Annotated in this window: 13 protein-coding genes and 1 other RNA gene; 4 read left to right on the top strand and 10 right to left on the bottom strand. The window is 46.1% G+C overall.

The genetic code is table 11. The features are described from left to right. Positions 1 to 13: 13 nt before the first annotated feature. The 9 genes from murD to rsmI all read right to left on the bottom strand — a co-directional run bounded on the left by murD (position 14) and on the right by rsmI (position 10003). Complete coding sequence (gene murD, locus ACU01J_RS14985) at positions 14 to 1330, bottom strand: UDP-N-acetylmuramoyl-L-alanine--D-glutamate ligase (RefSeq protein WP_481086488.1); 1317 nt, start codon at positions 1328 to 1330, stop codon at positions 14 to 16. Positions 1331 to 1349: 19 nt separating this feature from the next. Then, complete coding sequence (mraY, locus tag ACU01J_RS14980; RefSeq protein WP_481086430.1) at positions 1350 to 2432, bottom strand: phospho-N-acetylmuramoyl-pentapeptide-transferase; 1083 nt, start codon at positions 2430 to 2432, stop codon at positions 1350 to 1352. Then, a complete protein-coding gene (locus ACU01J_RS14975; protein ID WP_481086429.1) occupies positions 2429 to 3787 on the bottom strand; it encodes a UDP-N-acetylmuramoyl-tripeptide--D-alanyl-D-alanine ligase in 1359 nt (452 codons plus the stop codon). The genes mraY and ACU01J_RS14975 overlap by 4 nt, the downstream gene beginning before the upstream one ends. Then, complete coding sequence (gene murE / locus ACU01J_RS14970) at positions 3784 to 5268, bottom strand: UDP-N-acetylmuramoyl-L-alanyl-D-glutamate--2,6-diaminopimelate ligase (RefSeq protein ID WP_481086428.1); 1485 nt, start codon at positions 5266 to 5268, stop codon at positions 3784 to 3786. Before murE ends, ACU01J_RS14975 begins: the two co-directional genes overlap by 4 nt. An 11-nt stretch (positions 5269 to 5279) precedes the next feature. After that, complete coding sequence (locus tag ACU01J_RS14965) at positions 5280 to 7004, bottom strand: penicillin-binding transpeptidase domain-containing protein (protein WP_481086427.1); 1725 nt, start codon at positions 7002 to 7004, stop codon at positions 5280 to 5282. Further along, positions 7001 to 7318: a cell division protein FtsL gene (gene ftsL / locus ACU01J_RS14960; RefSeq protein ID WP_481086426.1), complete on the bottom strand. Its 318-nt coding sequence runs from the start codon at positions 7316 to 7318 to the stop codon at positions 7001 to 7003. Before ftsL ends, ACU01J_RS14965 begins: the two co-directional genes overlap by 4 nt. Before the next feature lie 6 nt (positions 7319 to 7324). Further along, positions 7325 to 8275 carry a 16S rRNA (cytosine(1402)-N(4))-methyltransferase RsmH gene (gene rsmH / locus ACU01J_RS14955; RefSeq protein WP_481086425.1) on the bottom strand — a complete coding sequence of 317 codons (951 nt, stop codon included), beginning with the start codon at positions 8273 to 8275 and terminating at the stop codon, positions 7325 to 7327. A 186-nt stretch (positions 8276 to 8461) separates the two neighbouring features. Then, positions 8462 to 8890, bottom strand: an RNA gene (rnpB, locus tag ACU01J_RS14950) — RNase P RNA component class A. A gap of 249 nt (positions 8891 to 9139) precedes the next feature. Beyond that, complete coding sequence (rsmI, locus tag ACU01J_RS14945) at positions 9140 to 10003, bottom strand: 16S rRNA (cytidine(1402)-2'-O)-methyltransferase (RefSeq protein WP_481086424.1); 864 nt, start codon at positions 10001 to 10003, stop codon at positions 9140 to 9142. 63 nt (positions 10004 to 10066) lie between these two features. Here rsmI and ACU01J_RS14940 point away from each other — a divergent pair, with 63 nt between their 5' ends. The 4 genes from ACU01J_RS14940 to ACU01J_RS14925 are packed head-to-tail and all read left to right on the top strand — an operon-like array spanning position 10067 to position 13409. Continuing rightward, positions 10067 to 11881, top strand: coding sequence for a penicillin-binding protein activator (locus tag ACU01J_RS14940; RefSeq protein WP_481086423.1), 1815 nt, complete (start codon positions 10067 to 10069; stop codon positions 11879 to 11881). Next, a complete protein-coding gene (locus ACU01J_RS14935) occupies positions 11823 to 12233 on the top strand; it encodes a YraN family protein (RefSeq protein ID WP_481086422.1) in 411 nt (136 codons plus the stop codon). Before ACU01J_RS14940 ends, ACU01J_RS14935 begins: the two co-directional genes overlap by 59 nt. Positions 12234 to 12236: 3 nt before the next feature. Next, a complete protein-coding gene (locus ACU01J_RS14930; protein WP_004415461.1) occupies positions 12237 to 12827 on the top strand; it encodes a phosphoheptose isomerase in 591 nt (196 codons plus the stop codon). A gap of 3 nt (positions 12828 to 12830) precedes the next feature. Continuing rightward, positions 12831 to 13409, top strand: coding sequence for a BON domain-containing protein (locus ACU01J_RS14925; protein WP_481086421.1), 579 nt, complete (start codon positions 12831 to 12833; stop codon positions 13407 to 13409). Positions 13410 to 13459: 50 nt separating this feature from the next. Here the strand turns inward: ACU01J_RS14925 and sspB are convergent, their stop codons facing one another. Beyond that, entirely contained in the window at positions 13460 to 13954 is a 495-nt protein-coding gene (gene sspB / locus ACU01J_RS14920; RefSeq protein ID WP_481086420.1) for a ClpXP protease specificity-enhancing factor, read from the bottom strand. Between the last annotated feature and the right edge of the window lies 1 nt (position 13955).

Here is a 13955-nt window from a genome sequence, read left to right as displayed (position 1 = left end):
AGTTCCCTAACAACTAAGAGTAGATTTTTGCTAGTTCAGTGAATACATCACCACGGGCCATAAAGTTATTGAACTGATCAAAGCTCGCACAAGCTGGAGACAATAGCACCATGTCACCAGGTTCAACTTGAGGGGCAAGCCATTCAATAATCTCTTTCATCGAGGTAAATAACTTAGCACTCGGGTGCAGTGGCATGAACTCGTCACCATCTTCCCCAAAGCAGCACAGCTGAACATTCAATGCACTTAACACAGGCTTGAGTTCAGAGAAATCTGCACCTTTACCGACACCACCGACTAGTAGGTATAATTTGCCAGCCAGTTCTAAGCCAGCTAGCGCCGCCAATGTACTTGCAACATTGGTCGCTTTGGAGTCATTAACCCACTTAACACCGTTATTATCAGCAACCACTTGGCATCGATGTGTCAAACCATTGTAAGACTTGAGGGCATCAAGACCTGAAGTAATATCGACATCCGATTCATTTAGCAGAGCAAGAACAACTAATGCATTAGCCACATTGTGTCGGCCAACCAGAGAAAGCGCTTGAGTTGGGCAGAGTTTACGGTCAGCAATAGCTAAATACTCCACCTTCCCTTCAGTGACTAAGTGATAGCGAGTCTGCCCGACTAAACTGAACTCAACCAGATTACTGTCATCATCTGGGTAAGTTTGTTTATCATCGGCATTCACTACGCAAGTTTTTGCCTGTTGGAAAACGCGTAATTTCGCCTGACGGTAATCACTCATCCCATCGTAACGATCCATATGGTCTTCTGAGAGGTTTAAAAACGCAGCTGCGGCTGGCTTTAATGATGAGGTAGTTTCAAGCTGAAAGCTAGAAAGCTCAAGCACATACAAGTCAGCGTCAAGCTGAAGAAGATCAAGCGCAGGCACGCCAATATTGCCGCCGACACCAACCTTCAAGCCGGACGCCTTGGCTACACAGCCAGTCCAATCGGTAACGGTACTTTTGCCATTTGAGCCAGTAATCGCAATGACAGGTTTATCGACCTGCCACGCAAATAGTTCAATATCACCCACAACGGGAATGCCAGCTTGAAGAACTTGTTGAATCTCTGTCGTTGCTAAAGCAATGCCAGGGTTGGCAACCACAAGGTCAGCCTCAAGCAACCAGTTGAGATTCCAACTGCCGGAATGAAGCGCAATGTCTTCGCTTAACTCTTCGCTCCCAGGTGGGCACTCACGAGTATCAATAACCCGGACTTGTAGTGCTTTAGGCAAAGATTGTAAGTGTTTGACCACTGATAGGCCGGTAATACCCAACCCAACAACCACTACCTTTTCAACATTTTTCCAGTGTTCCATTGTCATGGGTGTGATTTCCTTATCGAACTTTCAGTGTTGCTAGACCAACAAGCACAAGAACAATAGAGATGATCCAGAAGCGTACAATAACGCGCGGCTCCGGCCAGCCTTTCAATTCGTAATGGTGGTGAATTGGTGCCATACGGAAAATACGTTGACCACGCAATTTGTAAGAACCAACCTGTAGGATCACCGACAAGGTTTCCATCACGAAAACACCGCCCATAATCACTAGCACAAATTCCTGACGAACCAAGACGGCAATCGTACCCAGAGCTCCACCCAGTGCCAATGAGCCAACATCACCCATAAATACTTGTGCTGGGTAAGTGTTAAACCATAAGAAGCCTAAACCAGCCCCAACAATAGCGGTACAGACAACCACCAGCTCTGAAGCTTGAGGAATATATGGAATATGTAGGTAATTCGCAAATTGAACGTTACCCGTTGCCCAAGCGATCGCAGCAAAGCCCGCTGACACTAATACAGTGGGCATAATAGCCAAACCATCTAAACCATCGGTCAAGTTAACCGCATTACTGGTACCCACAATCACAAAGTATGTGAGGACGATGTAGAGCATACCGAGCTGAGGCATGATGTCTTTGAAAAATGGCACCACTAGCTGAGTAGCAGCCGTGTCTTTACCATGAGCATACAACGCAAACGCAACAACCAAAGCAATAGAGGATTGCCAGAAATACTTCCAACGTGCAATTAAGCCATCGGTGTTCTTACGTACAACTTTGCGATAATCGTCGACAAAACCAACCACACCGTAACCAAGCAATACCGCCAACACAGCCCAAACATAAGGGTTGGATAGATCGGTCCAAAGTAAAACCGTGGTGACAATCGCCGTTAAGATCATGACTCCACCCATCGTTGGGGTGCCGCGTTTACTAAAATGGGACTCTGGACCTTCGTTACGAACTACCTGACCGATTTGCAGTAATTGCAAACGACGAATCATGATTGGCCCCATCCATAACGAGATACCGAGTGCAGTTAGAACACTGACAATCGCTCGAAAAGATAGATATTCGAATAAACGGAAGAATGAAAAATATGGCTGTAGCAGCTCCGCGAGCCAAATAATCATGTATACATCTCCTTGACAGCAGAGGCAATTTTGCTCATTCCAGCACTATTCGCCCCTTTAACCAATAAGGTTTGAGGCTCTTGGTGCTGTTCTATCTGCTGTTTAATAAAATCAATCATGCTCTGATGGTCTTCAAAATGAAGGCCACCACACTCTTCACTGATCGCTTTCGCGTCAGCGCCAAATGTAAGCACATATTCAAATTTGAATGGGGCAGCATGTTGTCCGACTTGACGGTGAAGTGCAAGACTTTCATCGCCTAACTCAGCCATATTGCCTAAAATTAACCAACGAACGCCTTTGAAGCCTGCAAGTAAATCTGCGGCAGCCTTCATCGCAGGAACGCTAGCATTGTAACTGTCATCAATTAACTTAATTTGCTGAGTAAGTTCGACCAGTTCAACTCGACCCTTCACTTTATTGAGTGAAGCAAGGCCCGATTGAATCATCTCTAGGCTTGCTCCTAGCTCTAACGCTAAAGCGCTAGCCGCCAGTGCATTCGCTACATTATGTTGACCAATGATGCCAAGCGTTACCTTCATTTCACCCTTTGGAGTATTAAGTATGAAGCTCGCTTCCCCAATCTCATTCAGTGAAATATCCGAGGCTGTATAATCAGCACTGGAATCTGTCAGAGAAAAAGTTTTCACTACCTTATCTGCCAAAACTTCTTGCCAGTAGTCACCACCATTACTATCTAGGTTCACAATCGCAACCGAGCCTGCGTTAAGGCCTTGATAGATTTCACCTTTAGCCTGCTTCACCCCATCTATAGAGCCAAAACCTTCAAGGTGCGCAGCCGCAACGTTGTTGACCAAAGCAACATCAGGTTGAACCAAGCGTGTGGTATACGCGATTTCACCAATATGGTTAGCCCCTAACTCAATAACCGCAAAGTCATCTTCAGGTGTGGAACGCAATAGAGTAAGCGGAACGCCAATCTCATTGTTAAAGTTGCCGGCGGTAAACAGCACCTGACCTTTTTGCTCCATGATACTTGCGATCATCTCTTTGACTGTAGTTTTGCCACAGCTCCCCGTGATCGCCACAGTTGGAGTCATACATGTCTGGTGCACGAGAGCAGCGAATTGACCAAGCGCCAATTTGGTATCTTTAACCAAAAGCTGAGGTACATCCTCACCAACAGGCTTGCTGACCAACAATGCGCCCGCACCTGATTCAACCGCTTGATGAGTAAAATTGTGCGCATCAAACCGTTCACCAACTAATGCGACAAACAGAGCACCCTGCTCAATGCTACGCGTATCCGTTGAGACTGAATTTATCACCCTATCATTACCGATAAGCTCAGCGCCTAATGACTCAGCGATTTGACTTAACATTAGTGAAATCATGCTTTTTGCTCCAACAATCGAATCGCAGACTCACGATCTGAGTAATGAATCGTTTCATTCGCCATCACTTGATAATCTTCATGCCCCTTGCCCGCAAGCAGGATAATGTCATCTGCGTGGCTATTGGCTAGGGCGTATTGAAGTGCATCGAAACGGCTGTGCTCAACAACAGCGGTATGAGGTCGGCTCATACCAACAAGCATATCTTTAACGATCTCTGCTGGTGACTCACTGCGCGGATTATCATCGGTTAAAATAACTTGATCAGCTAAGCGCTCACCAATTTCGGCCATCATTGGACGCTTACCTTTGTCACGGTCACCGCCGCAACCGAAGATCGCCCACAGCTCTCCTTGGCAATGAACTCGCAATGCACTAAGCGCCTTCTCAAGTGCATCCGGCGTGTGGGCATAATCGACCACTACCTTGGCTTTATTCTCGGCGGTAAAGAGTTCCATACGGCCCAATACAGGTTTTAAAGCGCTCGCGGTATCAAGTAGCAGTTGCTTATCGATACCCAACGCCAATAACGTCGTCATCGCGAGTAACACATTACTCGCATTAAATTCACCGATAAGTGGGACGACATAGTCACCCGATCCAAACATACCATCTATCGACAGTGCGATGCCCGACTCTGAGTAGGCAACATTTTTCGCCCATACGGCACGTTCGATCGTTGTCGGCTTAAGGGAAACAGCAATCGCGTTATCTAACCGCTCTACCCAACTCGCCCCCACTTGATCATCAATATTAATCACAGCGTTGCGACAATTGTGTTCACTGAATAAACTGAATTTGGCGTCGGCGTACTCTTGCATCGTACCGTGATAATCGAGGTGATCACGGCTCAAGTTGGAAAAGACACCTACCGCGAAGTCGAGTGCTTTTACACGCCCTTGAACAAGGCCATGAGAAGAGACTTCCAGAGCGGTAAACTGAGCAGACTCTTGTTCTAGTTGATGCAATGTTTGTTGAATTTCAATCGCACTACCTGTGGTATTGGCAGCGGGTTGTAAGTCGTATAAGAAACCATTACCTGTGGTGCCCATCACAGCTGCTTTCTTACCGACAAGCTCAAGCCATTGTGCGATCAACTGAGTGATAGTGGTTTTACCGTTTGTCCCCGTCACGCCGATGACTTGGTGAGTATCAAGAGGGTATAAAAGGCTCGCTAAAGAAGAAAGGCATTCGCTTAACTGAGCGATATAAATGACCGGAACATCGCCGATAAACTCAATTTTTCCAGCGGCATGTTGTTCACATGCTTCAGCAATGACTGCATTGGCCCCCTTTTCAATTGCAGAGGCAATAAAACGGCGTCCATCAACAGCGTGTCCTTTGATCGCAACAAACGTTGTTCCTGACGTAACTTTTCGGCTATCAAGCTCAAGGTGCTTAACGACAATATTAGCGCTCTTTTTAGTAGAGATATCCAACCATGAAGAGAGCAGCGCTGATAAGGTCAGTTCCTTGGACATAGTAAACTCACTTAATCTTGTTTAAATCGATTTTCATCAGGTGCTACATTTAAGATCTGTAGTGTACCTTTCAATATTTCTGAAAATACAGGGCCCGCGACTGAGCCACCGTAATAGTTGTCACCTTGGGGCTCATTGACCACCACAACTAACGCAACCCTAGGATCACTCGAAGGGGCCACCCCCGCCGTGTAAGCAAAATATTCATCACCATATCCGCCTGCGATTGCTTTACGAGACGTACCTGTTTTGGCTGCAACTCTAAAGCCTGGTACCGCTGCTTTAGTTGCTGTCCCTCCTGGCTGCGTCACAGTTTCTAACATATTTAGCACCTTACGTGCATTGTCACGATCAATAACTTGCTTAGATAAGTTCTGCTGATGGTTTTCAATAATATGAATCGGTTGATACTCACCCAAGTTACCTAAGGTTGCATATGCGTGGGCAAGCTGAAGAGGGCTTATCGTAAGACCATAGCCAAATGCAAGCGTGGCAATTTCAAATTTTGACCAACGACGTCGATTTGGAAAAATACCAGCAGTCTCACCAATAAGGTTTAAACCTGATACTTCCCCAAATCCTACTGAACTATACATCCCCAATAGATCTTCTAATGGCATCCTAAGTGCCAATGTTGCTACACCAATGTTACTCGACTTTTTCAAGATGGTCGTCAAATCCGCTTTACCAACCTTAGATGAGTCACGCACCCGACTCCCACCAATACGCATAATACCGTTACCCGTATCAATGACCGTTTTATCATTCGCGGCACCATCCCCTAATGCAGCCAATACTACAAAAGGCTTTACCGTCGAGCCTGGTTCAAACGCATCGGTAATTATTCGGTTTCTCATTTTGGCAGATTGCAGATCAGAGCGGTTATTTGGGTTATAAGATGGCGCATTTACCATCGCCAAAACAGCACCCGTCTTGACGTCTAAAATAACTGCAGAGGCTGAAGTTGCACGATAATCCGCAACTGCCTGCTTAACCGCTCGATAAGCAATAGCTTGAATTCGTTGGTCAATAGTGAGCTTAAGCGGTTTACCTTCTTCTCGCTCTTCTAATGAAATATTTTCTACCACACGGCCATAACGATCTTTACGAATGATACGCTTACCCGCTTCACCCGTTAACCACTTGTCATAGCTGCGCTCAACACCTTCAAGGCCATGACCATCAATACCAGTCACACCGACTAAGTGGGCACTAACTTCACCCGCTGGGTAGTAACGCTTTGACTCAGCTTTAAGTCCGATCCCAGCTAGCTTAAGCTCACGAATATAATGCGCCATAGGAGGGCTAACTTGACGCTGGAGATAGATAAAACGCTTTTTCTTGTTACGCTTGATCTTGTCGACCATTTCTTGGCGCTTAAGACCTAGTACATCAGCTAATGCGTACCAGCGATTAATATCTTCCAAGCCGCCTTGTTTAAAAATGGTGGCAGGATCGGCCCATACTGCTTCAACAGGGACACTCACAGCCAAAGGCTCACCATTTCGATCTGAGATAATTCCTCGCGCCGAGTGCAAGGTCTTAGCGCGAATCGAGCGCATATCACCTTGTTTGATCAGGTTATCAGGCTCAATAATTTGGATATAAGCAATCCGGGCACACAGTGCAGCAAACGCACAGAACACAAAGAAAAGAACAAGATAGAAACGCCAACGAATAAGAGTCGTTGGCTGTTCGTCTGATTTAGCTTCTGCTGGTTTTACTTTTTTGCTCATGGGAGATTAATGATGACTTCTTTATCTGAGTCTGGACGTTTCATATCCAGTTCTTTTTTGGCTATCGCCTCAACTCGGCTATGCTCAGCCAAGGCGGTCTCTTCTAATAGTAAGTTACGCCACTCATTGTCTAATCTTTCGCGCTCGACCATGACTTTGTCTTTCTCGGTAATCGCATGACGAGTGTGGTGAGTGGTAAATACGACGCCCATTGCACTAGCAAAAATCAGTACCAGTAAAACAAGTGGCACGCGCCCAACACTAATCAGGTCAAGCGCAATTAATTTAGTTAGGTTTGGAGACGACTTACTCATTGCTAATTAAAGTTTCTCAGCAATACGAAGGACAGAACTGCGCGAGCGAGCGTTCTCTTCAACTTCTTGTTTTGATGGTTTGATCGCTTTACCAACAGGCTTTAAATTTGCACTGCCTAGGGCTTTAATCTGTTCTTCCGTCATTGGAATACCGTGAGGGACTTCAGGGCCCTTGCTCTCTTTGCGAATGAAGCGCTTCACCATGCGGTCTTCCAAGGAGTGGAAACTGATCACAGATAAACGACCTTCAGGAGCTAAAATGCTCGCTGCGCCTTTCAGTGCTGTATCAATCTCTTCTAGCTCACTGTTGATATAGATACGGAAAGCTTGGAAAGAACGTGTTGCTGGGTGTTTTTTCTCTTTAAAGCTCTTTGGTGCAGCCTCAGAAATTAACTTCGCCAACTGACCAGTACGTGTCATTGGTTCATTTTCTTCGTTCTCACGGTAAGCAACAATCGCTTTCGCAATTCGACGCGCGTGTTTATCTTCACCAAACTCACGGATAACCCAGGTAATATCATCAAGGTCTGCTTCCATCAACCACTGAGAAACTGGGATACCCGATGTCGGGTCCATACGCATATCTAGTGGACCGTCTTTCATAAAGCTAAAGCCACGCTCAGCATCATCTAACTGAGGAGACGACACGCCGAGATCCAGCAGTACGCCATCAACTTTACCGACAAGGCCATACTCTGCCGCATATTGCGCCATACCAGAGAAAGGACCGTGGATAATTGTAAAGCGAGGGTCATCGATTTTACCCGCTTCAGCGATCGCTTGAGGATCACGGTCGATACTGTAAAGACGACCACTCTCACCTAATTTAGAGAGAATTGTGCGGCTATGACCACCACGACCGAATGTTCCGTCTATGTAGATGCCATCAGGTTTGATCGCTAAACCATCGATAGATTCATGTAAAAGTACGGATATATGTTTAAATACTTCGGTCATAGTTATCTCATGTAGCTGTCGCATTGACGAATTCTGACACTCCAGTGTACTGATTTAGCGGCTTATCGCCACCTCTAGCGTGAAAGAACACGTGATTTTGCGCCAAGTTTAATCGTTAGAAAATAAATTAGGTCAATTAAAAGCAAAAAACCCATCATAACAATAAAGTTACGATGGGTCTCGAATAGGTGGAGCCGACACATAAGCCGGGTTCTGTTCCGCTTGCGCGGCGGTAGCCATTCGTCTAGGCCAGCAATCACTCACTGGCTCGAGCAACCTACCCGCCTCCTTACGCGAGCAACGCAATGTGGAGGCCTATTTGGTCTTGCTTCAGGTGGAGTTTACCTTGCTACGAACTATTACTAGTCGTCCGGTGCGCTCTTACCGCACCCTTTCACCCTTACCTGTGCCCTAGGGCCATCGGCGGTCTTCTCTCTGCTGCACTTGTCGTGGGCTTGCGCCCCCCAGGCGTTACCTGGCACCTTGCTCTATGAAGCCCGGACTTTCCTCCCCCTTGTCAGTCTCCCGAAGGACGTCAACGTCAGTTTCCTAAAAGGACCTCAACGTCAGTCTCCCGAAGGACATCAACAAAGCAGCGACTACCCAGTCAGCTCCGAGGGCGGATTGTATAGAGTTATCAGGTAAGTGTCTAGCGAGATCACAGATATGATGCAATGAGGGTGTTAACTGGGCAAAAAACGGGCAGTTAAATATCGAGAGTGGGTCATTCCAAAGAACAATGAAAGAATGAGGAGGGAGCCTCTAACAAAAATAGAGAGCCCCTATTCGTTCATACTTCACACTTGAGGACAACGAGATGAAGTAACAAGTAGTATCAAACTCGATTTTCATTCCTCAAGATGCTTAGTCCAGATTCTCTAAACCCCATTTGTAGAGCGCATTCTTTTTCAGATTGTAGATCTCTGCTGTCATTGCCGCGGCTTTTTTCAGAGGCAGCTCTCTAGTTAAAATCGTTAAAGTGCGCGTCACTTCCTCCGGCAAAGTATCGTCTGCTTCCGCACGATAGCCATGAATCAACAACGCCATTTCACCACGCTGCTGGTTAGGGTCTGACTTAACCCACTCAATAAGCTCGCCGAGTGGCATCCCTTGAATGGTTTCAAACGTTTTGGTTAGCTCGCGAGCAAGCACCACTTCACGCTCTGCACCAAGAATCTCTAGCATGTCATCAAGCGAGTCTAGAATACGGTGAGGTGACTCGTAAAATACACAGGTACGCTCTGCCTTCGCAATTTCTAGAAACTTATCTTTACGTCCTTTGCTTTTGGCAGGAAGAAAGCCTTCAAAGCTGAAACGATCGGATGGCAGACCTGACGCACTCAACGCCGTGATCACCGCACATGCACCTGGTAATGGAACAACTTTGACGCCTGCTTGACGACATTGATTGACAAGATGGTATCCTGGATCACTTATTAATGGGGTTCCAGCATCAGAAACGAGTGCAATAGAGTGCCCCGCTAACAATTTGTCGACTAGCACTTGCGCTTTTTGTTGTTCATTATGATCATGAAGAGCAAAAGTTTTAGTCTGAATACAGAAGTGAGACAACAACTTACCTGTATGTCGTGTATCTTCAGCGGCAATAAGATCGACTGTAGATAGAACTTCTATCGCTCGTTGAGTAATATCACCTAAATTGCCAATTGGCGTAGGTACGATATAGAGAGTTGGAACCTCTGTTGGTAAGGTTTTGTTATCTGTCATTTGTTTACCATCACTTCAACGATTAATATAGACACAATTTTATACGGAATTAGTAAAGAACTCATGGCCAAGAATAACCACAAGCGTCTCAGTGTAACACGCTTATTGACTCCTGTAGCACTCGCTGTCGCATTGGCGGCGTGTTCCTCTGCTCCTAAGACACCGCAAAGTGTCGATATTACTTTGGATCCAAACCAACCGACTCAGACCTATTTGATGCGAGCGGACAGCAGCACAGGGAGTTTGCAAAACGATTGGTTGGTTATGGCGCTGAAAGCGGCGGTAGATGATGGCGATGTCGCTCAAGCAGAGTTACTAATCAAACGCCTTGCTCGCCAGTCACTTAGTGACATGCAACAAGCAGAGTGGCAACTTGCCCGTGCTGAATTACTGATCGCTCAAGAAAAGCCGCAAGATGCACTAGCACAACTCAACTTCCGCCCATCATGGCAATTGGCTGATGAACAGTGGCAAAACTACCATCAGCTGCGTGCTTCGTTGTTTGCGGGGCAAGGTGATAACTACAACGCGACTAAAGAGATCTCTTTGGGTAGTCAGTTTGCATCAGAGCAGGAACAGCCACAACTGGCTCAGAACATTTGGCGTAACCTTAGCCTAATTCCAGCCTCAGAGTTAGAAGCGCAACGAGCGCAGGAAACCAATTCAGTCTGGCTTGGCTGGCTTGAGCTATCTGGCTATACCAAAACACTATCTAGTCACCTACCAGAGCTGCAAAGTCAACTTGAGCAATGGTTAGCTGCTAATCCTAACCATCCTGCTGCTCTTTACACTCCGCAAAGCATCCTCGACATCATGGCACTTGAAATGACTAAACCAGTCAATACTGCATTGCTGTTGCCGTTATCAGGTAAATTCGCTAAGCAAGCAAAGCTAATTCGTGATGGCTTCATTCTTGAAATGATGAATGACGATGAGCGCGATGAAAATGCAACGCTGACAGTCATTGATACCAACGCGCAATCTGCTGACGAAATTAAGCTCGCGCTAAGTGACAAACAAATCGACTCGGTTGTCGGCCCGTTAATCAAAGATAACATTGAGCAACTGCAGGAGTCTTTGGCTAGCTCAAACAGCAATATCTCAGCACTAGCGCTCAATATTCCTGATGACGTTAAACCAGACACCAATGTTTGCTATCTCGCTCTATCACCAGAGCAAGAAGTGGCTCAGGCAGCAAAACACTTAGCTGCACAAGGCTACAAATTCCCACTCATCTTAGCGCCAAAAGGTCGTTTGGGTCCTCGCGTTGTTGAAGCTTTCGAGCAAGAGTGGAAAAAATACAGTGACAACAAAGTTGCAGTAAGCTTGTTCGGTGATAAGCGCCAACTTCAACGTGACATCAATAATGTATTTGGCCTACAAGCAAGCCAACAAAACATTGCTCAAATGGAGTCACTACTGAGCACGCCGCTAGAAAGCCAACCTCGTAGCCGTCGTGATATTGACTCAGTGTACATCGTTGCCAACAGTGCTGAGCTAACCCTGATTAAGCCGTTTATCGAAGTCGCGATTAACCCTGACACAGTGCCACCGAAGCTATACTCTAATTCACGCAGCAACAGTGGTCGCCATCAGTACGAAGATCTATCAGGGGTAATGTATAGCGATATTCCATTGCTAATACATCCAGATGCAGCACTTAAAGCGCAAATGGACCAGTTATGGCCCAAAGATTCAAACGCTGAAAAACGCTTACAGGCACTAGGTATGGATGCTTACCGCTTAATGGAACATTTACCACAAATGAAAGTCGTGACCGATTATACGATTGATGGTAATACAGGTACTCTAAGCATTGATGAAAACTGTGTGGTACAACGTGAAATCAGCTGGGCTGAACACGGTGTTAATCACTAAGCGCGCCAAAGGCCAACACTATGAAGCCGCAGCTGAAAAGTATCTTATCAGTTGCGGCTTAACGCTAATTGAGCGAAACTTCCTTGCTAAAGGTGGTGAGCTAGATCTCATCATGCGCGATAAGGACAGCATTGTTTTCGTTGAAGTGCGCTACCGAAAGAGCCAAGCTTTTGGTCATGCTGCAGAGACTGTCACTCGCTCAAAAATACAAAAGCTAATTCGAACAGCCAATGTGTGGCTGATGAAAAATCGCTTGTCCGTCTATTCAACTGATTTTCGCTTTGACTTAGTCGCCATCCATCAAAATGGTGAACAAATCGAGTGGATAAAAAACGCAATAACTCAAGGATAAACAATGCTCGATAGCATTAAAGACAGTTTTACAGAAAGTATTCAGATCCAAATCGCCGCTGCGGAGGCGCTGCCAGATGCTATTACCCATGCCGCTCAAGCTATGGTCGCTAGCCTGTTGAATGGTAATAAAATCCTATGCTGTGGCAATGGCGGCTCATCTTCAAACGCACAACAATTTGTCTCCTGTCTTCTTAATCGTTTTGAAACTGAGCGCCCGAGCCTACCCGGCATGGCTCTTACTGCAGACAATACAACTCTGACTGCCGTTGCAAATGACTACCACTATGAAGAGATCTTTTCTAAACAGGTACGCGCATTTGGTCAACCTGGTGATATTTTGCTAGCTATTTCAACCAGCGGTAACAGCAAAAACATTATCAAAGCGATGGAAGCGGCTGTAACTCGTGATATGACTATCATTGCATTGACAGGCAAAGACGGTGGCGAAATGGCCGGCTTACTTGGTGAGCATGATGTAGAAATCCGTATCCCTTCTCACAGAACTGCAAGAATTCATGAAGTTCATATGGTGACGCTGCATTGCTTGTGCGATCTTATCGACCAAGTACTATTCCCAGCGCACGAAGAGTAAGCTATGCATTCAATTAAGGCTTTATTGTTATCACTGTTTATCCTTTCCACGACAGGCTGTGCCGGCTTGTTCGTTGCGGGAGCCGCGACGACAGCAAGCATTGTTATCGACCCTAGAACCACTCAAGAGATCTGGTACGATAATAACATAGAGTTCGAAGTCGCTGGCATTGGCAATAAAGCACCATTTCGCGGTAATGCCCGTGTAACAGCAAGCTCATACGACGGTACCGTTGTATTGGTAGGACAAGCCAACACAGAAGCCCTAAAGCGCGATTTGGAATCCCAAACGCGCAAAATCAAAGGGGTTAAGAACGTTCACAACCAACTTAGAGTTAAACCGCCATTGTCGATGGGCGAAATTAGCCACGATAGCTGGATTACCACCAAGGTAAAGTCAGCACTGCTGGCTAACTCTGACCTGAGCGGCGTGAAGATCAAAGTGATTACCGAAGATAGAGAAGTGTTCTTACTTGGTTACGTATCACAGCAACATGCTGATATTGCCACTGATGTCACACGAAACATCTCAGGCGTTAAGCAAGTGGTTCGAGCATTTCATTCAGGTGAAAGTGAAAACTAAAATCAGCGAATTGATAGACAAAAAAAGCAGCGTTAAACGCTGCTTTTTTATTATTTGACGACTCTTAAACTTGGGCGACCTTTTGGTCTTGGTGGCTCATCACCATCGGTCACAGCAGAAGTCTCGATTTCTACAGATTCAGTAGCAACAGATAAAGGCGACTCTTCTGTTGTAACTTCCTCTTCGAAGATACCTTCTTCTTCATATTCACCCATGTACGCATCTTCTGGCTCGAACATTGTGCCAGCGCCATTCTCACGCGCATAAATCGCTTGAACAGCATACAGTGGAACGATAACAGAATGTGGGCGACCACTAAAACGAGCACTGAAAGTAATCGCTTCGTTGCCTAACTCTAGATTCCCTACCGCTCGTGGTGCGATATTAAGAATGATTTGACCATCTTGGACAAACTCTAGCGGTACACGAACCCCAGGAAGGTCTGCCGCCACAACTAAGTGTGGCGTTAAGTCGTTATCCACCAGCCAATCATAAAATGCACGTAGCATATATGGTCTGCGTGGTGTCATGTTTGCAATATCCATC

Source organism: Vibrio sp. 2433-A1 (genome assembly GCF_056726085.1).
Note: the sequence above shows the minus strand (reverse complement) of the source record. Positions and strands in the feature narration are given on the sequence as shown.